We start from the raw sequence: 24,135 nt of genomic DNA, 5'->3' as shown, positions 1-24,135 counted from the left end.
GCCGTGAGTCGCCGCATCAGACGCGGCCGATGTCGCCGGTGACCGTGCCGAGGACGCCATCCATCGTGCGCAGCGCCTCGGTGTTGGCCGCATAGGCGCGCTGGATCATGATCAGGTCGACCGTGCCGAGCAGGGGTGAGACATTCGCCTCCTCGAGCGCGCGCTGCCGCACGTGCAGCTCGGCCGCGCCGATGGTCGCGGCGGTCGCGCGGAAGCGGCCTTCGCCCTCCTTCAGCAGTGCCGTCGGATTGGCGACCGTCTCGAAGCGCAGGCGCCCGGCGCGAGCCCCATCCACCAGCACGGTGCCATCGGCCTCGAGGACGAGCTCCTTGCCGGCGACGTGCAGCGGACCATCCTCGCCGAGGAGGAGGTCGCCGTGGCGATCCACCAGAAAGCCGTCACGCGAGATTTCCAGCGACCCGCCACGGGTGAGCCGCTCGCCCTGAGCGGTTCGCACGACGAGGAAGCCATCACCCTCGAGGCCGACGTCGAGCCCGCGCCCGGTCTCCCGGAGCGTTCCCTGACGGAGGTCGAGGGTATGCACCGCCGTCGGCGAGTTGTCACCGGCGAGCGATTGCGCGGTGATGCGGTCGCCCTTGTAGGCGTCACTCGACACGTTGGCCAGATTGTTGGCGGTGACTTCCTGGAGCCGGGTGTAGTAGCCGAGGGTGCGCGCCGAGGTAACGATCGCAGGCAAGGTCATGGAGCCTCCAAGAGATGCAGGCCCTGAAGGTGCAAGCGATGTGCCGCGCCAGAACCCTCCGTAACTCGTTTGGCTGCAACCGTTTGCACGAACGCTGCCAACCCGCGCGGGCGGTGCGGCAGATCCGTCCGGCAAGTCGTGCCGATCCGGCGCCGCCTCACAGGGCAAATCCATCGGCGGTGAGCAGTTCCCGCAGCCGCTTGAGCGCTGCCGTGCGCACCTGCGAGATCCGCGATTCGGTCACGTGCAGGACCTCCGCGATCTGCCGGAGCGTGAGCTCCTCGAAGTAGCAGAGCGCCAGGACGGTGCGCTGCTGTTCGGGCAGCCCGGCGATCGCCTCGCGGAGGACCCGCTTCGACTCCTCTTCCTCCAACGGCGCATCGGGCGCCGGACCATCGGCGTCGGGGATCATCTCCGCGAGCGTGACGTTGCCGCGCTCACTCGACGGGACCGGTGCGTCGATGGGGATCATCGTGGTGGTCTCGCCATCGGCATGCCAGCGCCAGTAGGTCGGCACGTCGATCTGCAGGGCCGTCGCGACTTCCTCCGGCGTGGCCGTCCGCCCGAGGGTACGGGCGAGCAGGTCGGCGGCGGCATGCAGCTCGCGGACCCGGGTCCGCACCGAGCGTGGGCGCCAGTCGGCGGCCCGCAACTCGTCGAGCACGGCGCCGCGAATGCGCGTGGTGGCGTAGGTGCTGAAGGCGGCACCCTTGGTGACATCGAATCCTTCGAACGCCTGCACCAACCCGAGCGTCCCCGCCCCGACCAGGTCGTCGTACGCGACGGCATCGCCGACCCGGGCCGCGATCTGCCTCACCACGTGATGCACGAGCCCGAGATGCTGCGACAGCAGCTCCGCGCGCGCCGACGCATCGTGCTCGTCACGCCAGCGTTGCCAGAGATACTCGCTGGGCGTGGTCATGGTGCTCAGGACGCCGGGGTGGCGGGGCGTGACATCAGCTGCGTCGCCAGGCCGGCGAAGGCGCGCTGGGCAGCCGTGCCCTGACTCGGGCGCAGGAGCCGCACCGGGTCGGCGGCCAGTGCGCGCATCTCCCGGTCTTCCGGGACGCCACCGAGGTAGTCGATCGGACGGCCGAGGAAGCGGGCGGCGGCGGCGCGCAACTTGTCGAACGCCACTTCCCCTTCGCGCGGCTCGTGCAGTCGGTTCACCACGATGTCGACCGGCAACCGCGGCAACTGCCCGTGCACGACCTTGATCAACGCATATGCGTCGGTCAGGGCGGTCGCTTCCGGCATCGTCATCACGACCAGGCGAGTTGCATGGAGTGCCACGCAGCGCAGCGCACTGTCGAGGCCGGCCGCGGCGTCGACGATCACGGCATCGTAGTCGGCGTAGATCCCGCTCACCCGCCGCTGGAGTCGCGCGCGGTCGGTCGGACCGAGACGCTGCACGGCGTCGGTGCCGGAGTCAGCCGGCATCAGGAAGAGGCGCTCGGCAACCGGAAGGACAATATCGGACGGGGCGAGCGACTCATGCAGCAGCGCCTCCGGCGTGAGCGTTGGGCGCACGCCGAGCAGGACGTGGAGGTTGCCGAGGTTCTGGTCGCCATCCACCAGCAGCACGCGGTGGCCCGCCTCGGCGAGCGACGCCGCGAAGGAGGCCGCCGCAATCGACTTGCCGACGCCGCCCTTGCCGCTTCCCACCACCACGGCTGGCGTGTCGCCCCCGCCGGCGGGCAGGGGAAAACGGATCGGATCGCGGCGCGCCTCGCGGAGGGCAGCGGCCTGATCGTTCATGCGACCTCCTGCGTGCGCAGCTGTCGTTCGGCAAACCGTGCCGCGGCCGGCGCCAACCACGGCTCGGCGGCGTGCAGGTCGTTCGGGACTTCCTGCCCGTCGGTGCACCAGCGCATCGCCCGCCGGTCGGCGACGGCGATGTCGAACACCCGGGAGTCGGTCGGGCATTCGTCAAGCTTGGTGGCAAGCAGATGCGTCAAGCCGAAGCTGGCGTACTGCGCCACGATCCGCCGCACCAGTTGCGGCATCAACCCGGCCGGGATGACCACATGCACTTCGTCGGGGGCGAGGTGGAGCAACCACCGACGCAGCGTGGCGAGATCCTCCCCCTGCTTGGGGGAGCGTCCCGGGGTGTCGATCAGGATCACGTCGCAATCGGCCAGGCGAGCCATCGCCGGGGCGAGCTCGGCCTCGCTCGAGGCGGTCGCGAGCGGCAATCCCGCGATGTCGGCATAGGCGGCGAGTTGTTCGACGGCGCCGATGCGATAGCTGTCGAGTCCGAGCAGGCCGACCCGCTGCTGCCCGAAGGCCACCGCCGACGTCGCCAGCTTCGCGATGGTGGTGGTCTTCCCCGCCCCGGTCGGGCCGACGAGCGCGATCACTCGCGGGCGCGCCTTGGCGCGACGACTCGCGGTGGCGGGGGCGGGACGAGCCGGCACATCGCTCACCTGATCGGTCAGGATCCGGCGGAAATCGCGCGGTTCCTGCACGACGGTACGTGCGGCGTGCGCGGGGCGCATCACCGGAGGTGGCTCATCGGTCGCGACGACGGTGAAGCGTCCGCCTTCGCGATGCACCGCGATGATCGTCGCATCTGCGCCGAGGGATTCACGGGCCTGCTGCAGCAGCGACGGGACATGCGTCCCGGTAAACGTCTCAAGTGCCACGGGTCAGCTCCCACATCGCGAGACTCTGCACCGGCATCTGCGGCGGCAATTCGCCGAGCGAGACCACCGGGAGATCGGGCAGGATCGGTTCAACCAGACGACGGATGCCCACGCGCAGCGCAGGCGGGGTGATCAGCGGCCGGGCGCGGCCATCGCGGCGCGCCGTCGTGGCGAGCTCATTCAGCGCCCGCAGCAGGCCGGTCAGCTGGTCGGGCTCGAGCGAGTGGCCGTCGCGTGCGGCGCGCGGGGCGAACAGCGTCATCAACGCCGACTCGAGCCGCGGCCCGATCGTGATGCCGCGCACGGTGCCGTCCGGATCGGCGAAGAGCTGCGCGACGACATTCGACAGCGCGCGCCGCACGTGCTCGGTGAGCACTTCCGGCTCCTTGCTCTGGTCCGCGGCGTCGGACAGCGTCTCGAGAATGGTGACGAGGTCGCGAACCGGCAGCCCCTCGCGCAGCAGCCGTTGCAGCACGCGATGCAGAGCTCCGAGCGGCAGCTTCGCGGGGATGAGGTCGTCCACCAGCGCGGGATGCGTCTCGCGCAGCCCGTCGACGAGTTCGCGCACATCCTGCCGCGAGAGGATGTCGCCGGCATGCCGCCGGATCGTCTCCATCAGGTGCGTGGCCAGGACGGTCGGCGCCTCGACCACACTGTAGCCACTCGCCTCCGCCTCGATGCGCCGATCGGGCGTGATCCAGAGTGCCGGAATCCCGAAGGTCGGATCGGTGGTACGAATGCCGTCGAGCGGCAGCCCGCGACCGCCGGCATCGAGCGCGAGAAGATAGCGCGGCATGATCTCCCCTCCGGCGACCCGCACGCCGCGCAACCGGATGGCATACTCGGTCGGCGAGAGCTGGATGTTGTCGCGAATGCGCGCCGGCGGGACGATGATGCCGAGTTCGGTGGCAAGCTGCCGACGGAGCAGGCCGATCCGCGGCAGGAGGTCGCCCTGTTGTGCCTCGTCCACGAGCGGAATCAGGGCGTAGCCGAGTTCGACCTCGATCGGCTCGACCTGGAGCAACTCGCGCATCTGCGCCGTCCCCGGCACCGCCGCGGCCACGCTGGAGCTTGGCGTGGTGCTCACCGGCGTCGACACGCTCGCCGGACGACGGCCGACCCAGGCCATCGCACCCGCCGCCCCGGCCAGGGCCAGGAACGGCAGCGCCGGAAGGCCGGGCAGCACGGCCAGCAGCGCCAGCACACCTGCAGACATGCCCAGCGCGCGCGGGTTGCGCGTCAACTGGCCGCCGAGCGCCTGGCCGACACCGGGCGAGGAGGCGCCGTAGGTCGTGATGATGCCCGCCGAGGTGCTGACGATCAGCGCCGGGATCTGCGAGACGAGGCCGTCGCCGATCGAGAGCCCGCTGTAGCGGGTGATCGCGTCGCCCGCGCTGAGCCCCTGCTGCATCATCCCGATCGCGAAGCCACCCACGAGGTTGATCGCCGTGATGATCAAGCCCGCCACGGCGTCGCCGCGGACGAACTTCGCCGCGCCGTCCATCGCGCCGTAGAAGTCGGCGTAGCGCGCCACGTCGGTGCGGCGCCGCCGCGCCTCGGCCTCGTCGATCAGGCCGGCACCCAGGTCGGCGTCGATGGCCATCTGCTTGCCGGGCATCGCGTCGAGGGTGAAGCGCGCCGCGACTTCCGCGATGCGCCCGGCACCCTTGGTGATCACCATGAAGTTGATCACCACGAGAATCAGGAAGATCACCAGCCCGACGACGACGTTGCCGCCGATCAGGAAGTTGCCGAAGGCGTTGATGACTTCGCCGGCATAGCCGTTCGCCAGAATGAGGCGCGTGGTGCTGACGTTCAGCCCGAGGCGGAAGAGGGTCAGCAGCAACAGGAGCGACGGGAAGCCGCTGAAGTCGATCGGATCGCGGGTGCCGAGCGTCACGAGCAGCACCAGCACCGACAGCGCGATGCTCAACGCGAGCAGGCCGTCCAGGAGGATCGTCGGCAACGGCACCACCAACAACGCCACGATGAGCATCACACCGACCGCGAGCCACCCTTCGGTCCCCAGGGCGCGCTGGAAGGCGTTCGGCGCCGTCGACCCACCGGCCCCGCTCCTCGCTGCGGGGAGGGCACCCACGGCGCGTCCGGACGTTTCCGCCGCGGTGGTGCTGATCGGGGCGAGTCCGCCGACGGCGCTCACCGGTTGCGCACCTCAGCGAGGTGTTGCGGCAGGCGCCCGCGCACACGATAGACGAACGCCAACACTTCGGCGACGGCGGCGTAGAGCGCCGGCGGGATCGGCTGGCCGACGCGCGCGCCGGCCAGGAGGGCGCGGGCGACCGGGACGTTGCGCACGATCGGCACGCCGGCCTCGCGGGCGATCGCGCGGATCCGTTCGGCGAGCTTGCGCTGCCCCATCGCCACCACCACCGGCGCGATCGACTTGCGCCCGTCGTAGCGGATCGCGATGGCAATCTCGGTCGGGTTGACGATCACCACGTCGGCCTGCTTGACCTGCTGGAGCATCCGGCGGCGCGCAAAGCTCTGCGCCAAGGACCGGCGGCGGCTCCGCAGCATCGGGTCGCCCTCGCTCTCGCGCATTTCGTCGAAGATCTCGCGGCGCGTCATCCGCAGGCCCTTCTGATGGCGCCAGACCTCGAACAGGTAGTCGACGACGGCCACGGCGGCGAAGGCGCCGACGGCAAAGAGCACCAGCCGGATGGTGACCGACCGCGTCGTGGCCAGGACCGCCGGTGCGGTCGCGCCCACCAGCGCGGTCAGCTCGGGCCATGCGCGGGAGAGCGCCACCCACGTCACCCAGCCGATGACCCCGAGCTTCACCATCGCCTTGCCGAGGGCGAAGAGCGATTGCACCGAGAGGAGTCGCCCGAGGCCGGCGATCGGCGAGATGCGCGAGAGTTGTGGCGTGATCGGCGTGAACGAGAGGACACCGCGCGCCTGGATCACGTTGACCACCAGCACCGGGACGAGCACGGCGGCGAGGAACGGCAACAGTGCGGTGAGCGTCGTCTCGATCAGGCCCCGCAGCAATGCTGCCGCTCCGGCTTCCGTCATCTCCGGCCCCGAGAGCGCGGCCACGGTCCGGCGGAGCACGCTGAACGATCCCTCCCCCAGCGCGCTCCCGCCGAACGCGGCGAGCGCGGTGGCACCAGACAGCAGCACGATCGCCGCGGAAAGCTCCTGGCTCTTCGGGACGCGCCCTTCATCCATCGCCTGATCAAGCCGGCGCTGGGTGGGGAGTTCACTCTTTTCCTGGGCCTGATCTTCGGCCATGGCTAGGGCCCCGCCGGCACGAAGGACTGCACCACGGCGTCGGTCCCACGGCCGAGGTCATTGGCCCATCCCGTGACAAAACCGGTGGCCAAGGGCAGCGTCGCGCCCAGCGCGATCAAGCCGACCGCCACCGTGACCGGAACGGCGACCATCATCGTGTTCAGCTGCGGCACCGCGCGATTGACGACCGCGAGGGCGAGGTTGGTCACCAGCAGCGCGACCATCATCGGTGCCGCCACCTGCACCGCGGTGGAAAAAATCCCGCCGGCCAGCGCGACCATGTACCGGCCACCCTCGGCCACATCGATCGCCGAGCCCGGCGGAATCACGAGCAGCGACCGCGCGAGCCCGGTGAGCAGCGTGAGATGTCCACCGACCGCGACATAGACGGCCAGCACGAACTGCCCTTCGAGCTGGCCGATGCCCGGGGAGCCGATGTTCGTCATGCCACCGATCGCGGCGCCGAGCGACAGCCCCATCTGCAGCGAGACGACTTCCGCCGCGACCGCCACCCCGTAGAGGAAGCACGCGGCGGCGAGTCCGATCGCCAGCCCCAGCAGCAACTCCGCCGCCAGCGGCACGACGAGCGAGGGCCCGTCGATCGGCCACTCGACCGGTGGCACCAGCGGCAGGAGCGCGAGCGACAGCACCACCGCGATGGCGCCGCGCAACCGCGCCGGCACCACCGTCATTGCCCAGAGCGGGGCGACCGTCATCAGGCCCGCGACACGCGCACTCACGAACGCGAAGTTGGGCCAGTTGATCGGCTGCAGCGCGTCGATCAGCGTCAGCGGATTCATCGAGCGGCCTGGGGCAACGACTGCAGCATGCCGACGGTGAACTCGACCATCGCCCGGAGCATCCAGGGCAGCGCCGCGACGAACACCACGGCGACGACCACCAGCTTCGGAATGAAAGTGAGGCTCTGCTCCTGCACCTGCGTCACGGCCTGCATCAGCGAGATGACGACGCCGACGACCAGTGCGGCCAGCAACAGCGGACCGCCCACGGTCAGCACCACCGTGAGCGAGCGTTGCAGCAAGTCGGCGGCAATCAGCGGGGTCATCTCAGCCCGGCCGGAAGGAGGCGACGAGATTCTGCATCACGAGCGTCCAGCCATCGGCGAGCACGAACAGCAGCAACTTGAACGGCAGCGAGACGAGGACCGGGGGCAGCATGAACATCCCCATGCTCATCAGCACCGACGCGACGATCAGGTCGATCACCAGAAAGGGGAGGAAGATGATGAAGCCCATCTGGAAGGCGGTGCGCAGTTCGCTGGTCACGAAGGCCGACATCACCGTGGCGGTCGGCAAGTCTTCCACCGCGACCGAATCGGGCACCGCGCTCAACTCGGCGAAGACGCCGAGATCCTTGTCGCGCGTGTTGGCCAGCATGAAGCGACGCATCGGGACGATCGCCGCCTCGTACGCCTGGACCTGCCCGATTTCGCCGCGCAGATAGGGTTGCAGGGCATCGCGATTCGCCTCGGTCAGCGTCGGCTGCATCACGACGCCGGTGAGGATGATGGCGATCGCCACCAGCAGCTGCGTGGGTGGCGCCCCCTGGGTGCCGAGCGCGGAACGCAGGAACGAGAGCACGATCAGGATGCGAGTGAAGCCGGTCATCAACATGAAGACCGCCGGCAGCAGCGTCAGCGCGCCCATCAGCACCACCACGCCGACGGCACCGGTGAGCCGCAACTGCTCGCCGCCGTCGCCCACCCGAACATCCATCGTCGGTGGCGTCGGTGCCTTCACGGTGGGCACCTTGGTTGCGGTCGCCGCCGCACGCCCCGTGGCGGCCGGCTGCGGGACCGTGATGGTTTGCGCCGAGACCATCGCGGGGAGCAGGACCAGCGCCGCGACCAGCCCGACGCGCGAGAGCGCGGCCCGCCACGGTGCGCCATCGGTGCGGGACGTGGCGGCCCGATCGCGTCGGGCCAGCAGCGCCGCAGACGCCTCGGGGTCCAGCTCGCCCAGCAGGGTATGACCGTCACCCACGCCGACGATCAGCACACGATCCGCGGCCCGGAGCAGCACGACGCCCTGACGCGGCCCCGTCGCGATGCGGTCCAGCACCTGCAGTGCCCCGCTCTGTTCACCACGAGGCGCGACCCCTTGCAGTCGGCCGAGCAGCTTGAGAGCCAGCACCATGACTCCCGCGGTGATGAGGAGGGCAGCGAGGGCGCTGAGCACGCTTTAGCGTCCCCCGGTGCGCGGCGCCGCGTCGCGCGGCAACGAGAGCACCCGCGTGATCCGGACGCCGAAGTGCTCGCCCACCACGACGACCTCGCCCTCGGCGAGCCGACGATCGCTGACGAAGATGTCGACCGGCTCGCCCACCATCCGGTCCAGCTGGATGACGGAGCCGGGCCCGAGGTCGAGCACTTCCTGGATGGCCATGCTGGTGCGGCCGAATTCGATCGCCACCGGCAGCATCATGTCGAGCAACGACTCGAGCTTGGCGCCGCCAGCAGCGGCGGTGCCGAGGCCGAGTTCGTCGAGTGCGGCGGGTGCGGGGGACGGCGTGGACGGTCCGGTCATCCGGGACGCTTCCTGCGAGAGGGTCGAGTGGCGGGGAGTGGTTCGGTGGTCGGCGTCCACCCGGTGATGCGCAGGCCGACAAAGCCCTGCTGGCGGCCGAGGTGGCCCAGCGCGAGGCGACGGCCATTCACGTGCAATTCGACTTCGCCCGAGGCGGACTGACCCGTCTCGAGCAGCTGGCCCTCGCGGAGCAGCGCGACGTCGAGCGCCGAGATTCGGAACTCGGGAAGGCGCACGGCGATCGGCACGCCGGCCGATCGGACGTGGCCATCGATCAGTTGGCGCGCCTGGGCAATGTCCTCGGGGCGGCCACGCGGAGCCTGTAGTTGCGGTCCGGCCTTCTCCTGCAGGAAGCGCTCGAACGCCGTGAGCAGCAGGCAGAGGGTGAGGTAGCCGGTGCTCGGCCCGCCCTTCACCTCGAGGATCACGATCAGGACGTTGTCTTCCCGGCCGGCGACATGCAGCGAATCCGCCACCGCCTCGAAGCCGCCGCGGCGCGGCGCGATCGGCACCGTGTCGGCGTAGGCGGTCTGCAGCTGGGCGAGGAGCCGGTCGGTCAGGTCGCCAAGCACGCCCTGTTCCAGGGCGGTCAGCGCGCGCCGCGGCCCGGGCGTTTCGCCGGTGCCGCCGAAGAGTCGGTCGACCAGAAACGCCGCGAGCTCGGGATCGAAGTCCACGACCCCGCTCGAGCTCCGCTCGTCGCCCAGCTCGACGATGTAGGCCGCGCACGGCGTGCTCAGGGCGAGGAGGAATTCGCCGAAGGTCGCCTGGACCACGCTGACCACGCCGATGTCGACATTGCGGCGGAGGCGTGAGGAAAAGACGCCCTGCAGGCCGCTGGCGAGCCGCTCGTGCATGGCGTCGAGCGCGGCCTGCCGCTCACGCGAGATCCGCGGCGGGCGACGGAAGTTGTAGGGCACCACCTCGGTCGGCGCGGCGGGACGAGTCGCACCTTTGAGCAGCGAATCGACGTCCTGCTGCGAGAGCGGGTCCGGGGTGGCCACCTACTGCACCAGGAACTGTGGAATGAAGACCTGGACCTTTTCGCCCTTGAGATACGGCTTGACGACCTCCGCAAAGGCGCTGCGGAGCGAGTCCCGGGCTCCGACCGCGAGCAGCTCATCCACCGTCTTCTTCTCGAGGACGCCGGTGACCGCATCACGGATCTGAGTCTCGGACTCGTGCAGGACGTTGCGGATCTGCTCGGAGGCGACTTCGAAGGCGACGGTGGCCACAATGAAGCGCTGCCCCTGCGAGCCCGCCGGATTGACGATCACATTCTCGAGCTGAAAGAGCACCTTCTTCGGGACCTCGCCCTCCTTCCCTTCCGCCGCGCCCGCCTCGGCCGCGGCCGGGGCGGCCCCCGGGAGGCGCGGCGCGATCACGAACATCCCGGCCGCCACGCCGACCAGCAGCGCGCCAGCGGCCGCGATGATCGGGAGCTTGCCACCAGAGGCGGCGGGAACATCTTCGGTGATCGGATCGGCCATCGGGGACTCCTCACGGGGACACGTGCTGTCGCGCGCGATCTATGGCAACGGCAGTGCCATGCGTTTCGACACGGCGTATCTCACGTCAGGACAACGAGTTGACCGGGCCCTCGCGGGCCGGCCCCCAGCCGTGCCGGTCGGCGACGGGAAGAGACTGCCGCCGGGGCGGCGAGAGTTGCCGGACACGCCACGAGGGCGACCCCGGCCTGCCTGCTGCCGGAGTCGCCCTCAGAAGTTCTGCTGCCGGCGATTACCGCTTGAGGTTCACCAGCTCCTGCAGCATCTCGTCCGATGTGGTGATCACCCGGGCGTTGGCCTGGAAGCCGCGCTGGGTAATGATCATCGAGGTGAATTCCTGCGACAGGTCCACGTTCGAGTTCTCGAGCGCGCCCGGGGTGATGCTGGACGTGTCGCTCGTCCCGGCGAAGCCGAGGACCGGCAGGCCGGAGTTGGCCGACTCGGTGAACATGTTGTCGCCCTGTCGCAGCAGGCCCGAGGGGTTGTTGAAGCGGGCGAGGGCGATCTGCGCCAGCGCCTGGGTCACCCCGTTCGTGAAGAAGCCGGTGACCACGCCGTTCTTGTCGATCGCGATCGACTCGAGGTCGCCCGACTGATAGCCGTCCTGTGAGCGGATGACGGCGTTCGAGGCGTTCGAGAAGCCTGCCAGCCCATCGACATCGCCGATGGTGCCCGCGTCGAAGGTGATGTCGAATGGCGCACCGGCGCCCGTCGGCGTGACCGTCAACACGGCCCCGCCACCCGGATAGGTGAAGGTCAGCAACTCACCGGCCGTGCCGAAGGTCGCCGTGCCGGAGGTCAGCGGCAGCGTCGCCGTGCCGCTGGTCACCGACCAATCCCACGCGCCCGGGGCCGTGTTGGTGAAGGTGATGTCGAGCTGGTGCGGGGTGCCGACGCCGTCGTACACCGTGACACCCATCGCGTGCGTGTCGCCGATCGCCGCCGAGGCGTTGAGATTGCCGCGCATCTGCGCCACGGTGGTGATGTTCGCCGGCGTGATCTGCCCGAGCGGCAGGATGATGTCGGTGATTGACGACGAGGAGGAGAAGACGCCGGCCGAGTTGGCGTTGATCCCCTGGACCACGAAGCCGTTGGTGGGCGCGATCATCCGGCCATCGGCGTCGAGCTGGAAGGCGCCCGCGCGGGTGTAGAAGCGGCGGTTGCCGTTGCCCACCACGAAGAAGGAGTCGCCCTGGATGGCGAGGTCGGTGTTCTGCCCCGTCGACTCCAGCGTGCCCTGCGTGAAGAGCTGGTCGATCGAGCCGATGTTCATGCCCGAACCGATCTGGATCGGGTTCACGCCGCCGAGGTCACCGGGCGGGCGGGACGCGCCCTGCAACAGCTGGGCAAAGGCTTCCTTGAACGTGACGCGCGAGGCCTTGAAGGCCACGGTGTTGACGTTGGCAATGTTGTTGCCGATGACGTCAAGTCGCGTCTGGTGGTTCCGCAAGCCGGACACGCCGGCAAAGAGGGATCGCATCATGGGGTGGTAGGCTCCTGAGGTGTGGGAACGCTCGCAGCCGCGTTCGGGGCGGCCAGCACTTCGATGACATCGAGCATCGGGACGAGCGTCCCGTTCACGCGCAGGGAGATCGTCCCCCCGCTGAAGGCCATGCCGTCGACCCGACCACGGGTGAACGGCGTAGCCGTGACCGCCTTCGCGGCGGCATCCTTGGCGACCACGTCGTAGCTGTAGGTGCCGTCGGCAAGCTTGTCGGTGTCGAGCGTCACCGTGCGGCGGCCGGACGCCAGCGAGCCGACATCCTGCGTGAGCACGGCCTTCCCCTTCGCGTCAAGGATCCGCACCGTCACGTCCGCGGCATTCGCGCCAAGGTCGAAGGTGACCCGACTCGGATTGTCGCCATCCACGGTGACCTTCGAGCCCTCGAGCAGCACGTCGCGCCCGACCATCGTGGCGCCGAGCGTCGTCTGCGCCGTCAGCTTGAGCTCGGTGGTGGCGGCTGTGGAGGCGGTCATCGCCTCACCCATCTGGATCAGCTGTTCGACCGAGGAGAATTGCGCCAACTGCGTGGCGAACTCGGTCCCCTCCATCGGATTCAACGGATCCTGATTGCGCAGCTGGGTCACCAGGATGCGCAGAAAATCATCTTTGCCGAGCACGGCCTTGCCGGCCAGACTGCCGGTGTCCGTCGACTTGGGGGCCGCAGTCCCGGTGTTGGTGACAGGTGTCGTCACAGGATCTCCTCCTCAAAATCTGGTTGACCGCCGGCTGGCGGGTGCTGATCCTGGCCGCGCTGCCGACCACGGGGCTGCTGCTCGCTGCTCGAGCCATCGGGCGCCCGCGACGGGGCGTCGTTGCGGAGCCGCAGCTCCGCCGTGGCGCCACCCACCGCCGCCGGCGTGCCGTCGCCCGCCATCCGCACCTGGACATGCGCCTCGCGGAATCCCTGACCCTCCAAGGCATGCCGGAGGTCGTCGAGTTGCGGCCGCATCGCCTCGACCCCGCCCCGATCGGTCACCAGCGTCGCGTGCACCACGTCGCCGCGCACCGCCACCCGCACGCGCTGCACACCGGTGCGTTCGGCATCCAGTTCCACCGTCACCTGCGAAGTCGGCGTCGGTGGTGTGGCCGGGGGCTCCATCGTCCGATGCACCTCGGCCGTCGGTCGCGCGGTATCGATGACCTTTGTCGGCGTCGACGTTTCGCCCCCGGGCCACGGTGCCCGCGCCATCGTCATCGGTGCCTCGACCCCCTCGAGCGGAGGTGCCGCCACCGCGTGACGCTCCTCGCCGGGAGCATCGTGTCGACCGTCGCTCGTCGCGTCGTGCTCGCCCTGCGTGGTGGCAGGACGCGCGGTCACCAACACGCGTTGTGGTGTCGGCAACGGTGCGGAGTCTCCGGCGTCGACCATGGCCTTCGCTGCGCCAGCCGGCATGTCGGCACCGGCCTGCTCCACCCCGGGGGAGACGCCGCCCTGCAGCGTCAGTGTCGCAACCACCTGCTCCGCGAACTCCACCATGGGCGCACTGGCGCGTGCGTCGTCCGCCTGCGCCACGTGTGCGGCGTGCATCGCCGCCAGCACCCCGGCGGCCACGCTGGTGGCGTTGGCCGGCGGGCGGCCTGCTTCACCGCTTCCAGTGGCGGGCGTGCGGAACGGTGCCGCAGGTGGTGCATCGAGCGCCGGAGCGTGGTCAGAGTCCGCTGCGCGAGCCGGTGCGGCCTGGGCCTGCACCGCAGCCTGCCACATCGTGAGCGATGGTGTCGCCGCAGGCGACTCAGCAGCCACGGGGAGCACAAGCGCATGCTCCGCGCGATCGCCGTGGCCGAGCGCCTTGTCGTGCGACGATGACGCATCACCCTCCGCCGCCTTGTCGGTCGACGCGTCCCCGCCCGAGACGGCCGAAGGCGGCACGCTACGGACCGCGGACGCATCCGGCGCCGCCCGCTCGGCGACCAGTACCCGGAGGAGCGTGCCCTTCGTCTGCGAGGCATCCGCCTCCGAGGCAGGCGGCCGAGTCGGCGCCGCATCGTCGACGCGCGCATCGTCGCCGCTCTCCCCCGACGCCTCGCCGTCCACGACACCTTCCGCGTCGGCCTGTTCCGTGGCGACCACCGCCACGAGGAGCGGCTTCGGCGGGGCGATCGGCGCGGCCACCGCGGCCGCGAGGGCCGCAAGAAACGGCTGCGCCGCCGCCGGGTCGACAACGTCGCCTTCACCCTGGGCCGGAGCGCTCTGGAGCGGCAGCGCACTGCCAATCGCGGCGGTCATCACGGTTTTGCCGGCGGCGCGAGCAGCCGTTTGCTGAGCGCCGCACCACGCGGCTTGGGAAGCGCGGCGATCAGGTCGCCTGCCTTGGCCACGTCCATCGTTCGCAGCACCCCTTCCAGCTCCGCGTCGCTCATCTGTGCCACCAGCGCGGCCGCGTCGGCGGCGGGGAGCCGATCGAAGATCTTCGCCATCCGCTGCACATCCGCCGCAGGCGTCGCCTTGGTGCCGGCCGGGACGACGGGGGTCGTCGTCACGGGGGCCGGCGTGGCGTCGAGCGGCACCGGCGTCATGGCAGCGTGGCCGCTGTCGGCGGCCGGTGCCTCGGCCGGCTTTTCTCCTTCGTGGGGAGCGGTTTCCGGTTTCAGCGAGTCCTTCGCCTCCGCTCCGGAGGAATCGTGCTCGGCAGCCGGGGCCTCGGGCGGGTGCAGCATGCGCCCCGCCGCGGTGCCGAGGCCGAGGCCAAGGACGAGTGCCACTGGGACGACGACGGCGATCTTCATGCGGTGCGCTCCATGTCCGGATCCTTCGGCGAACGGCGAGTGAGCTCGTCGAGGTCGCGCTGTTCCTCGCGCCCCGTTTCGAGCGCGTGGTCGGCCTCGCGACGCTCGCGCAACTTCTCCAACGTGCGCCGCGCCATCCGGGCTTCCGCGAAGAGCTGGTCTTCCTCCGCCCGCCGGCCCTCTGCTTCGCGCAGCGCCTCCTCGACGGCCTCGAGCCGCGCCTCGGCGGCGTCGACCGTCAGCCGATAGGCGTGATGCAATCCCGCCGCGGCCGGATGCGTCCCGGTCTGCTGCTCCACCTGCTCATGCACCTGCTCGAGTTGTTCGGCCCGCGCCTCGGAGGTGCGGCGCTGCGTCGCCTCGTGTTGCAGGGCATCACCCAGGGCCGACGCCTGCTGCCGTTCGGCGGCGGCGCGCAGGTCCAGGATGCGCTGGAGCGAAAACTTGAATGGCTTCACGGTGTGCCTCCCTGCTCGATCAGCGTGGCGCGATGCGCCAGCGCGACCACCGCATCGCGCGCCAGCGCGAAGCGACTCGGTTCATCGGGGCGCTGTTGGAGCAGCGCCAGCATCTCGGGGCGGATCGCCAGCGCGGTGTCGACGGCGCGGTTCGCGCCCGGCTTGTAGGCACCCACCGAGATCAGGTCCTCGTGCGCATGAAACGCCGCTTCGAGGCGGATCAACGTGTTCGCCGCGGCGCGGTGTTCGGGATCGACCACGGCATCGCGCACCCGGCTCACGCTTTCGAGCACGTCGATCGCCGGAAACTGCTTCGCCGCCGCGAGGCGCCGCGCCAGCACCACGTGACCATCGAGAATCGATCGGGCCGCGTCGGCCACCGGCTCGTTGAAGTCGTCGCCCTCGACCAGCACCGTGTAGAGCGCCGTGATACTGCCAATGCGCCCGTTGCCCGCCCGCTCGAGCAGGCGCGGCAGCGCCGCAAAGACCGAGGGTGGATAGCCCTTCGTCGTCGGGGGCTCGCCGACGGAAAGGCCAACCTCGCGCAGCGCCATCGCCACGCGGGTGACCGAGTCCATCATCAGCAGTACCGCCTTCCCTTCGTCGCGGAAGTGCTCGGCGATCGTCGTGGCCACGAGCGCGCCGGTGGCACGAACCACGGCCGCCTGGTCAGAGGTGGCGACAATCACGACGGAGCGCGCCAGCCCTTCCGGGCCGAGGTCGCGCTCGATGAATTCGCGGACTTCTCGCCCGCGTTCGCCGAGCAAGGCGATCACGTTGACATCGGACGACGCGCCGCGCGCAATCATCCCGAGGAGAACGCTCTTGCCGACACCCGAGCCGGCCATGATGCCGACGCGCTGCCCTCGGCCGAACGATTCGAGCCCGTCGAGGGCACGGACGCCGGTGGAGAATGGCGTGTCGACCGGGGGTCGTTCGAGCGGATTCGGCGGATCGCTGTAGAGGGAGCGCGAGACGGTCGGCCCGACGGGTCCGAGCCCGTCGATGGGTCGGCCCAGGCCATCGAGCACCCGTCCGATCAGCCCGCGACCTGCGGCGACATAGAGCGACCGACCGAGCGGTGCCACCATCGCACCAGGGTGGATGCCCTCGAGCTCCCCGATCGGCAACAGCAGGATGCCCCGGTCATGAAAGCCCGCGACCACCGCCAGCACACTGCGCTGCGCCGTCGAGAGTCGACACACTTCACCGACGGCCACCGGCACCTGGGACGCCTCGACAACCTGTCCGATCACGCGCGTGACCCGTCCGAGCTGCACCAGGCGCGGCAACGTCTTGAGGCGACCGAGCGCCGACTCGAGCAGTGCGACGTCACTCATGGCTGAGGCGCTCGTAGAGGTCAAGCAGCGCGCGGTCCACTCGGCCATCAATCACCGAGACGGCGGTCTCCACGAGGCAGGACCCGCGCGACACCGTCGCATCGGCGGTCCAGCGCAGTTCGAGTGCCGTCGTGGCCAGCGCCGCCGTGCCACCGATCTCCTGCAGCGCGGCGAGGTCGCCGGGATTCAGACGAACGACGACTGGCCCGGAAGTCGGGGCAAGGGCCAGCGCCTTCTCGACGAGTCGCTGCACGTCGATCGGCGACTGCGTCAGTTCGCGCTCCACCAGATGCCGAGCGATGGCCAGCGCCAGGGCGTGCACGGTGGTGGCCAGCTGACTGCGGAGCGTGTCGGCGGCGGTCTCGAGTGCGTGCACCGCCGCCTTGGCCCCACCGACCACCTGACCCAGTTCATGTTCGCGCGCTTCGGCGTAGTCGGCCTGCCCCTGCGCATACCCGCGCTGGAAGGCGGCTTCCTCGACGGTCGGCCCCGTGGACACCACGCCGCCGACCGACGGCGCCGGGACGGTCCGGAGGTCGGGCGGCTGCCAGGCGAGCACGCCCGCGGCGCTGGTCTCAGGCGATGACTTCGTCATCCCCCCGCTCCACCTGGATCTCGCCGGCTTCCTGCAGGTCGCGCACGACGGTCACGATCGTCACGTGCGCCGCCTCGACGTCGCGCACCTTGACCGGGCCGAGCAGTTCCATCTCCTCGCGCAACGCCCCTGCCGCACGCTCCGACATGTTCGCGAAGATGTGCTTGGTGAGGTCGTCGCTTGCCGCCTTGAGCGCCAGCGCCAGCGACTTGCTGTCGACATCGCGCAGCACCCGCTGCATCGAGCGGCTCTCCAGGAGCAACAGATCCTCGAAGACGAACATCAGGTTGCGGATGGCGCTGGCAACGGTGCTGTCGCGGCTGCCCACGGCATCGAGCAGCACAGTCTCGCGGCCGCCCGCCAGCTGGTTGAGCATCCGCGCGGCCGCACCCGGTCCACCGGCCGCCGTCATCGCCTGCGAGAGCGTCAAGTCGGCACGAGCACCGATGGAGTCCTCGACCATCTGCAGCACCTCAGGCGACACGCGCTCCATCTGGGCAATCCGGAAGAGCACCTCGCCGGCCTGCTCGGGGCCCATCGCCTCGAGCACGCCCGAGGCGAGCTTCGGTGCGATGTGGGCCAGCACCAGCGCCACGGTCTGCGGATGCTCGCCGCGCAACACGCTGTGAAGCACGTCCGGCGAGGCGCGGCGGAACCGCGACAAGCCGATCTCTTCGGGCTCCTTGGTGATCCGGTCGAAGACCGACCGCGCCCGGGCCCCGCCCAGTGCCGTCTCCAGCATCTGCCGCGCATACTCGGCGCCGCCTTCGGCGTTCTGTTCCACGGTCCGCAACACGTCGCGATACTCCAGCAGGACGGCATCCACCGTTTCGCCCGGCACCATGCCGGTCCGCGCGATCTCGCGCGAGAGTTGTTCGACGTCCTCCGGCCCGAGTTGCTGGAGGATGCGTGCCGAGGCCTCCGCGCCGAGCGCGAGGCAGAGGATCGCCGCCTTCTGTGTCCCGGTGAGGGCACCCGCGCGCGGCGGCCGAGTCGCCACGGCACTCATGCCGTCGGCTCCGCGAGCCAGCTGCGGACCACCCGCGCCGACGCTTCAGGCGCAGAGAGCGATTCGCTCTGGGCCCGGGTGCGCAGCTGGGCCGCCTCGGGAGTGGCGGCGATCGGCAACACGGCGGAGGACGCATCCTGCCCGGCCAGCAGCGGTGCTCCCGCAGCGCCGACCCGCCCACCACCGCCACGCAGCGCCTTGAGGCCGAGGAAGAGCGCGACGATGATCGCCAGCACCGACGCGACCGGATAGGTCAACCGGCCGGCGGTCTCGATGATCGACGTCGTCGGCGCTTCCTCCTTCGTCACCGGGATCACCTTCTCCGGCGTCGGTCCGCCAAACGGTACCGCCGCCACGGTGACCTGGTCGCCGCGCAGCGAGTCGTACCCGACGGCCGTGCGAACCAGGTTCTCCAACTGCACGCGCTGATCCTCGGGCAACCCCTTCCCCCCGTCGAGCGCACGCGAGTTGACCATCGCGGACACCGAGAGCCGCGTCACGTTGCCGACCCCGGCGATCAACTTCTCGACCGTGCGCGAGGTCTTGTATTCGAGGTTCACCACCCGGGGGCCGCCGACCGGCGCACTCGCCGAGTCGCCGCCGTCGCTCCGGCTCTCGGAGCTCAACACGCGGCCCTGCGGATCGAAGGCCTCGACCGTCCGGTCGAGCTGGTCGAAATTGAGCCGTGCTGACACCTGCACGCGGACGTCGCCCACACCGACGGCCGTCGTCAACAACTGCTCCACCTTGGCGCCGAGGTGCTTCTCCACGGTCTGCTGCATTTCGAGCTGCCGCGACGAGAGCGCCATGCCGGTGTTCGTCTCACTCCCGCCGAGGCCGGAGAGCGGGCGACCACTGTCATCCAGCACCGCGACATCCTCGACGGCGAGACGCTCGACGCTGTTGCTCACCAGCTGCGCGATGCCCCGCACCTGCTCGGGGCTCAACGGCTCGGTACCGCGCAGGGAGAGGACGACGGCGGCCTGGGCCGGGCGCTCCAGCCGACGCAGCGCCGACGATTCGGGCAAGCCGATGTGCACCTGTGCCCGCTCGACCCCCTTCAACGTGCCGATGGTGCGGGCCAGTTCGCCCTCGAGCGCGCGACGATAGGTGACGTGCTGGGTGAAGTCGGTCATCCCCCACGACGGCTTGTCGAACAGCTCCAGCCCCGGTCGCCCTTCGCTGGGCAACCCGTCCTGCGCGAGCAACACCCTGGCGCGCGCGGCGTCCGCGCTCGCCACCAGCAACTGCGTCCCCTCGCCATCGAGCTTGTAGGGGATCGACGCCTTGGTGAGTGCGTCGGTCATCTTGCCAACCTCGGCCAGCGGCAGCCCCTGAAAGAGCGAGACATAGGTGGGCGCGCTCGCCTGACGGCCGAGGAAGACCGCCGCGACGAGCAGCACGGCGGCGAGCGCCAGCACCATGAAACGACGATTCGCATCGAGCCCGCGGAAGGCGCTGAACATCGGGTCAGACCTGCATGTTCATGATGGACCGATACGCATCGGTGAGCTTGTTCCTGGTTTCGACCAGCAACTCCAGCGACAGCGAGGCTTCTTCGGCCGCCGCCATCACCTGATGCAGTTCGACGGGCTCGCCCCGCAGGAAGGCACCGATCATGTCCTCCTTCCGGTCCTGCATGCCCGTCACATCACCCAAGGCCCGCTTCAGGAGGTCGCCGAACGGAGCGTCGCTGTCGCCCATCCCGATGGGCGTCCCCGTTTGGCGCATCAGCGGGGCGATGCCCGTGCTGATCGGCAGGATCGGACTGCTCATCGGTCAGGCCCTCACGTCAAGACGCTGGCCGATCGGTGCGTCGACCTCGCGGGTCACGGCGCCACTGGGGCCATACCCGAGCGAGCCGAGCGCCGCCGTGCTGAGGAAGAACGCCCGCTCCTCGGCGGTCAACACGTTCCAGAGCGGCGAAGGCTTGGTGGCCGGTGCCAGCGCCGACGCCGACGATGCCGCGACCGGCGCGCTGCCGCGTGCGCCCGGTGCGGATGGGGGTGTCGGGTAGATCGGCGTTGCTGGGACCCGGGAAATCGTCACGCGTCAGACTCCAAAACTTCGGTCAAATGTCGAGAGCGCGGCGCAACATCGCCTTCGCCGACTGGAAGACGGTCGCGTTCGCCTCGTGCATGCGGCGCGCGATCATCAGGTCGACGGTCTCAGTGGCCAGGTCGACATTGGGATAGCGGACATAGCCGGTGGCGTCGGCATCGGGGTGGCCCGGGTCGTAGACCAGCCGACCGGCGGCCTTGTCCGTCACCACCTGCGTCGTCATCGAGCCGTTGGCCGGGTCACCACCCGCCACCGCCACCTGCCGCTGGTATGGTCCGCCCTGCGCGGTCCGTGTCGTCTCGGCGTTGGCGATGTTGGTGGCGATCACCTCGATGAACTTCTGCTGGCGCGACATCCCGCCGGCGCTGATGCCGAGCGGTCCGAGCAGCTGCCGGAAGGGCCGCGACGTGATCGGGAAGCCTCCGCCCGGCTCAGCCACGGTCGCGCATCGCTGTCCGGAGGTCGCCATAGGACTTCTGAAGCAGCTTGGTCGTCGCCTCGTAGCGGAGCTGCGTGTCGGCCAGCGACGCCATGTCCTGTTGGAGGTCGGCGTCGCGGGCTGCGAGCGAGGCGTCGAGCTGGCCAGCGAAGCCGGAGGTCGCGCTTTGCTGTGCTGCGTTGGCCACACGGGCAGCGATCGCCTTGTGGGTCGCGCTCTGCTCCTCGAGCCCGCCGCGCAGCTGGTGGGTCACGGTGCCTTGGCCAAACAAGCCGCTGATCATCGTCGCTCCCGGTGATGGTCCACGGCCCACTGATGCAAGCGTCATTCCCGGATGCGACTATCAGTGCAAGTCTTTTTACTGCAACTGGTTAGCAATTGACGCGGCAGGGAATTTCGGGGTCGTGCGGAAGAAAGTTCCCCTTGGCACTCGGTCAACCTTGCCGAGGGGGGTCAGGCGGCGGTGGGGGAATTCAGCTTGTTGCGGAGGGTGCGTTCGGAGATGCCGAGGAGTCGGGCCGCGCGAGTGCGGTTGCCACCGGTGGCGGCGAGGGCGCGCTCGATGGTGATCCGTTCGAGGTCGGCGAGATTGAGCGGCATCTCGCCGTCGGTCGCGGTCGCCGCGGAGACCGACTGATTCGAGGTGCTGAGGGAGATCGAGAGGGGGGCCTCGAGCACGTGGAGGTGGTCGGAGAAGAGTCCGGTGGACATCGGCCGCCCGCGCGCGAGGATCACGGCGCGTTCCATGGCGTTGGAAAGCTCGCGGACGTTACCGGGCCACGAATAGGCCTGGAGGTAGTCCATCGTCGCCTCGGGGACCTCGGGGACCGGGACCCCCAGATGATCGGCGGCGGTCCGCAGGAAATGTTGCACCAGGAGCGGGATGTCCTCGGGCCGTTCCCTCAGCGGCGGGGTCCGGATAGGCACCACCTGCAGACGGTAGTAGAGGTCGGCACGGAATCGGCCAGCGGCGACCTCGGTCCGCAGGTCACGATTGGTGGTGGCGATCAGGCGAACGTCGACCTTGATCGGTTCGCGGCCGCCCACCCGTTCGAACTCCTGCTCCTGGATGGCACGGAGCAACTTCGACTGCAGGTCCAGCCGCATCTCGGAAATTTCGTCGAGGAGCAGGCTGCTGCCGTGGGCTCGCTCAAATGCGCCGGCCGCGCGGGCCGTCGCGCCGGTGAAGGCACCCTTCTCGTGGCCGAACAGCGCGCTCTCGACCAGCCCTTCCGGCATCGCGGCGCAGTTGATCGTGATCATGGGCCGATGGCTGCGCGGGCTCTGTTCGTGGAGCGAGCGGGCGATCAACTCCTTGCCGGTCCCCGATTCCCCTTCCAGGAGGACGGAGGCGCGGGTTGGGGCGACGGTCGCGACCATCTCCTGCAGGTCGCGCAACGCCGCGCTCCGCCCCACGATTTTCCGGCCGGAGTGGATCCGGGAGATCTCCTGCCGATACGCCTCGTTCTCCTGCCGGAGCCGGGCATACTCCAACGCGTGCTGAATGGTGATCTGGAGCTTCTCGGCCCGGACCGGCTTCACCACGTAATCCGTGGCGCCCGACCGCATCGCCATCACGGCCTGTTCGATCGAGGAGTCGCCGGAAACGACGATGAAGGGGACCAGCGGGTCGCGGGTGCGGAGGTGCTCGAGGAAGGCCTGCCCGTCGTGGTCGGCGAGCATCAAGTCGGCGAGGACGAGGTCGATACCCCCCCGATCCAGGCGTTGGACCGCCTCGGCGGCGGAGTCGGCAAGCACCGCCCCGTACCCGAGGTCGAGGAGGATCTGCTCGAAGAGCGCGGCAACGGCCGGCTCCTGATCAACGCAGAGGATCGTGGTCACAGCATCGGGGGCGTGAGCCGCAGGATGGACGTCCTCGATGGTGGTCGCGTGGGAGGGCCCTGGGGGGGCGGACTCATACTCTCACCAAAATAGTCGATAAACGTGGGAGAGTCATCCTTTCGAAGGGGAATTCCGGGGCCATGCGGATAACCAACAGCGTGATGCAAGAGCGGCTCCTCCGCAATCTCCAGGAACAGGGGGCGCAGTACCTGCGCGCCTCGGATCAAGTCACCACCGGATTGCGAAATTCGAAGATCTCCGACGATCCGATCGCCGGGTCCCAGGTGCTCGCCAGCGACACGGCCCTGCGCGCGGTAGAGCAATACCGCCGCAGCGTCACCTCGGTCCAATCGCGACAGGCGGCCGAGGAGACCACGCTGGACCAGCTGGGCGACCTCCTCTCCCGCGCCAAGGAACTCGCCACGGCGCAGGGCAGCAGCACCGGGAACGCCACGACCCGCGCCGCCACGGCGGTGGAGGTCCAGAGCCTGATCGATCAGGCGATCTCCCTCGGCAACCTCCGATTCGGCAACGACTACCTCTTTGGCGGACTCGCGACCGATGCGCCGCCGTTCCAGCCCAACGGCACCTACGTCGGCACGCCGACCGGGCGCCAGGCCGAGGTGGGCGACGGCATTCTCGTGGACACCGTGCATAGCGGCGAGGAGTTGCTGGTGACCAGCGGGGTGCTCAGCTCGCTGACCGCCTTGCGGGATGCCCTCACGGCCAACAACCCGGCGGGGGTGCTGGCCTCGGGCGGGCCGCTCGACACCGCCTTCAACGCCACGCAGATCACCCTGACGGAAGTCGGCGCGCGGACCCGGAATCTCGAGCTCACCACCGGCTCGCTGACCGCGCTGCAGACGGCACTCGACGCCAAGCGGAGCGCGGCGGCCGAAATTCCGCTGGAGGAAGCGATGCTCAACTTCTCGGCAATCCAGACTGCCATGCGCGCCGCCTACGAGGCGACCTCCCGCATCCTGCAGACTTCCCTGACGGAGTACCTCTGATGTCCGCCGCCACGATTCCCCTGCCACGTGACCTGACCTTCGAGTCGCATCTGTTCGGCACCCTCACCGTGCCACGCCAGGAGATCGTCACCTTCCCGGACGGGATCCCCGGCTTCGAGGAGTACCAGCGCTACACGCTGTTGCCCACCTCGGCCGCCGGGCTGTACTGGCTGCAGTCCGTGCAGGAGGCCGCGCTCGCCTTCCTGGTGGTCGAGTGCCGACGGATCGCCCCGAGCGCGTGGCCGGCGCATCCAACCGCGCTGGCGATCGTGACCCTTCCCGCCGGCCGCGGCCCCGCCTCGGCCAACCTGCAGGCGCCGATCCTGATCGACCCCGTCCTGACGACCGGGCGCCAGCTGATCGCGCCGGAGTCGGCCTGGGGCACCACCCACGCCTTCGACCTGGCTGCGCTGGTCCCCGCCGCCTAGCACCGCCCGCTTGCCCGGGGCGCCCACCATGGGGTGCGGCGCCCCCGTCCGACCCCTCCCCGCTC

Annotated in this window: 28 protein-coding genes; 2 read left to right on the top strand and 26 right to left on the bottom strand. The window is 69.7% G+C overall.

The window, feature by feature from the left end:
- Positions 1 to 16: 16 nt before the first annotated feature.
- From IPP98_00220 to IPP98_00095, 26 genes are all read right to left on the bottom strand, one after another.
- The gene (locus IPP98_00220; GenBank protein ID MBL0177545.1) at positions 17 to 703 is read right to left on the bottom strand and encodes a flagellar hook basal-body protein; all 687 of its coding nucleotides are present in this window, start codon (positions 701 to 703) and stop codon (positions 17 to 19) included.
- A 157-nt stretch (positions 704 to 860) separates the two neighbouring features.
- Positions 861 to 1,625 (bottom strand): FliA/WhiG family RNA polymerase sigma factor, encoded by a 765-nt coding sequence (locus IPP98_00215; protein ID MBL0177544.1) that lies wholly within the window; start codon positions 1,623 to 1,625, stop codon positions 861 to 863.
- Between the two features lie 5 nt (positions 1,626 to 1,630).
- The gene (locus tag IPP98_00210; protein ID MBL0177543.1) at positions 1,631 to 2,461 is read right to left on the bottom strand and encodes an AAA family ATPase; all 831 of its coding nucleotides are present in this window, start codon (positions 2,459 to 2,461) and stop codon (positions 1,631 to 1,633) included.
- Positions 2,458 to 3,348 carry a hypothetical protein gene (locus IPP98_00205; protein ID MBL0177542.1) on the bottom strand — a complete coding sequence of 297 codons (891 nt, stop codon included), beginning with the start codon at positions 3,346 to 3,348 and terminating at the stop codon, positions 2,458 to 2,460. The genes IPP98_00210 and IPP98_00205 overlap by 4 nt, the downstream gene beginning before the upstream one ends.
- Positions 3,338 to 5,344 carry a flagellar biosynthesis protein FlhA gene (flhA, locus tag IPP98_00200; GenBank protein MBL0177541.1) on the bottom strand — a complete coding sequence of 669 codons (2,007 nt, stop codon included), beginning with the start codon at positions 5,342 to 5,344 and terminating at the stop codon, positions 3,338 to 3,340. Before flhA ends, IPP98_00205 begins: the two co-directional genes overlap by 11 nt.
- A 161-nt stretch (positions 5,345 to 5,505) precedes the next feature.
- On the bottom strand, positions 5,506 to 6,603 hold the full coding sequence (locus IPP98_00195; GenBank protein MBL0177540.1) for an EscU/YscU/HrcU family type III secretion system export apparatus switch protein: 1,098 nt from the start codon (positions 6,601 to 6,603) through the stop codon (positions 5,506 to 5,508).
- Positions 6,604 to 6,605: 2 nt separating this feature from the next.
- Positions 6,606 to 7,403, bottom strand: coding sequence for a flagellar biosynthetic protein FliR (locus IPP98_00190; GenBank protein ID MBL0177539.1), 798 nt, complete (start codon positions 7,401 to 7,403; stop codon positions 6,606 to 6,608).
- Positions 7,400 to 7,669, bottom strand: a complete 270-nt coding sequence (fliQ, locus tag IPP98_00185) for a flagellar biosynthesis protein FliQ (GenBank protein MBL0177538.1) — start codon at positions 7,667 to 7,669, stop codon at positions 7,400 to 7,402. The genes IPP98_00190 and fliQ overlap by 4 nt, the downstream gene beginning before the upstream one ends.
- Before the next feature lies 1 nt (position 7,670).
- A complete protein-coding gene (gene fliP, locus IPP98_00180) occupies positions 7,671 to 8,801 on the bottom strand; it encodes a flagellar type III secretion system pore protein FliP (GenBank protein MBL0177537.1) in 1,131 nt (376 codons plus the stop codon).
- A gap of 3 nt (positions 8,802 to 8,804) precedes the next feature.
- Positions 8,805 to 9,149 (bottom strand): flagellar motor switch protein FliN, encoded by a 345-nt coding sequence (gene fliN / locus IPP98_00175; GenBank protein MBL0177536.1) that lies wholly within the window; start codon positions 9,147 to 9,149, stop codon positions 8,805 to 8,807.
- Positions 9,146 to 10,153 carry a FliM/FliN family flagellar motor switch protein gene (locus tag IPP98_00170; GenBank protein ID MBL0177535.1) on the bottom strand — a complete coding sequence of 336 codons (1,008 nt, stop codon included), beginning with the start codon at positions 10,151 to 10,153 and terminating at the stop codon, positions 9,146 to 9,148. Before IPP98_00170 ends, fliN begins: the two co-directional genes overlap by 4 nt.
- Positions 10,154 to 10,639, bottom strand: a complete 486-nt coding sequence (locus tag IPP98_00165; GenBank protein ID MBL0177534.1) for a flagellar basal body-associated FliL family protein — start codon at positions 10,637 to 10,639, stop codon at positions 10,154 to 10,156. It lies immediately after the preceding gene.
- A gap of 250 nt (positions 10,640 to 10,889) precedes the next feature.
- Positions 10,890 to 12,140 (bottom strand): flagellar hook protein FlgE, encoded by a 1,251-nt coding sequence (locus IPP98_00160; GenBank protein ID MBL0177533.1) that lies wholly within the window; start codon positions 12,138 to 12,140, stop codon positions 10,890 to 10,892.
- Complete coding sequence (locus IPP98_00155; GenBank protein MBL0177532.1) at positions 12,137 to 12,853, bottom strand: hypothetical protein; 717 nt, start codon at positions 12,851 to 12,853, stop codon at positions 12,137 to 12,139. The genes IPP98_00160 and IPP98_00155 overlap by 4 nt, the downstream gene beginning before the upstream one ends.
- Complete coding sequence (locus IPP98_00150; protein MBL0177531.1) at positions 12,850 to 14,388, bottom strand: flagellar hook-length control protein FliK; 1,539 nt, start codon at positions 14,386 to 14,388, stop codon at positions 12,850 to 12,852. Before IPP98_00150 ends, IPP98_00155 begins: the two co-directional genes overlap by 4 nt.
- Complete coding sequence (locus IPP98_00145) at positions 14,388 to 14,888, bottom strand: hypothetical protein (GenBank protein MBL0177530.1); 501 nt, start codon at positions 14,886 to 14,888, stop codon at positions 14,388 to 14,390. Before IPP98_00145 ends, IPP98_00150 begins: the two co-directional genes overlap by 1 nt.
- On the bottom strand, positions 14,885 to 15,346 hold the full coding sequence (locus tag IPP98_00140) for a hypothetical protein (protein MBL0177529.1): 462 nt from the start codon (positions 15,344 to 15,346) through the stop codon (positions 14,885 to 14,887). The genes IPP98_00145 and IPP98_00140 overlap by 4 nt, the downstream gene beginning before the upstream one ends.
- The gene (locus IPP98_00135; GenBank protein ID MBL0177528.1) at positions 15,343 to 16,686 is read right to left on the bottom strand and encodes a FliI/YscN family ATPase; all 1,344 of its coding nucleotides are present in this window, start codon (positions 16,684 to 16,686) and stop codon (positions 15,343 to 15,345) included. Before IPP98_00135 ends, IPP98_00140 begins: the two co-directional genes overlap by 4 nt.
- Complete coding sequence (locus IPP98_00130) at positions 16,679 to 17,281, bottom strand: hypothetical protein (protein ID MBL0177527.1); 603 nt, start codon at positions 17,279 to 17,281, stop codon at positions 16,679 to 16,681. The genes IPP98_00135 and IPP98_00130 overlap by 8 nt, the downstream gene beginning before the upstream one ends.
- Positions 17,262 to 18,290 (bottom strand): flagellar motor switch protein FliG, encoded by a 1,029-nt coding sequence (gene fliG, locus IPP98_00125; protein MBL0177526.1) that lies wholly within the window; start codon positions 18,288 to 18,290, stop codon positions 17,262 to 17,264. The genes IPP98_00130 and fliG overlap by 20 nt, the downstream gene beginning before the upstream one ends.
- Complete coding sequence (gene fliF, locus IPP98_00120) at positions 18,287 to 19,756, bottom strand: flagellar M-ring protein FliF (GenBank protein ID MBL0177525.1); 1,470 nt, start codon at positions 19,754 to 19,756, stop codon at positions 18,287 to 18,289. The genes fliG and fliF overlap by 4 nt, the downstream gene beginning before the upstream one ends.
- Positions 19,757 to 19,760: 4 nt before the next feature.
- Positions 19,761 to 20,066: a flagellar hook-basal body complex protein FliE gene (gene fliE, locus IPP98_00115; GenBank protein ID MBL0177524.1), complete on the bottom strand. Its 306-nt coding sequence runs from the start codon at positions 20,064 to 20,066 to the stop codon at positions 19,761 to 19,763.
- A 3-nt stretch (positions 20,067 to 20,069) separates the two neighbouring features.
- Positions 20,070 to 20,339 (bottom strand): hypothetical protein, encoded by a 270-nt coding sequence (locus tag IPP98_00110; protein MBL0177523.1) that lies wholly within the window; start codon positions 20,337 to 20,339, stop codon positions 20,070 to 20,072.
- Between the two features lie 22 nt (positions 20,340 to 20,361).
- Positions 20,362 to 20,820, bottom strand: coding sequence for a flagellar basal body rod protein FlgC (flgC, locus tag IPP98_00105; protein MBL0177522.1), 459 nt, complete (start codon positions 20,818 to 20,820; stop codon positions 20,362 to 20,364).
- Positions 20,783 to 21,073, bottom strand: coding sequence for a hypothetical protein (locus IPP98_00100; GenBank protein ID MBL0177521.1), 291 nt, complete (start codon positions 21,071 to 21,073; stop codon positions 20,783 to 20,785). The genes flgC and IPP98_00100 overlap by 38 nt, the downstream gene beginning before the upstream one ends.
- A gap of 170 nt (positions 21,074 to 21,243) precedes the next feature.
- Entirely contained in the window at positions 21,244 to 22,632 is a 1,389-nt protein-coding gene (locus IPP98_00095) for a sigma-54-dependent Fis family transcriptional regulator (GenBank protein MBL0177520.1), read from the bottom strand.
- Between the two features lie 161 nt (positions 22,633 to 22,793).
- Here IPP98_00095 and IPP98_00090 point away from each other — a divergent pair, with 161 nt between their 5' ends.
- Together IPP98_00090 and fliW are read left to right on the top strand one after the other, a co-directional pair.
- The gene (locus IPP98_00090) at positions 22,794 to 23,642 is read left to right on the top strand and encodes a hypothetical protein (GenBank protein ID MBL0177519.1); all 849 of its coding nucleotides are present in this window, start codon (positions 22,794 to 22,796) and stop codon (positions 23,640 to 23,642) included.
- Entirely contained in the window at positions 23,642 to 24,070 is a 429-nt protein-coding gene (gene fliW, locus IPP98_00085) for a flagellar assembly protein FliW (protein ID MBL0177518.1), read from the top strand. Before IPP98_00090 ends, fliW begins: the two co-directional genes overlap by 1 nt.
- Positions 24,071 to 24,135 lie beyond the last annotated feature (65 nt).

Source organism: Gemmatimonadota bacterium, assembly GCA_016720805.1.
Taxonomy (GTDB): Bacteria; Gemmatimonadota; Gemmatimonadetes; order Gemmatimonadales; family GWC2-71-9; genus Palsa-1233.
This window is presented reverse-complemented; position numbering and strand designations above follow the sequence as displayed.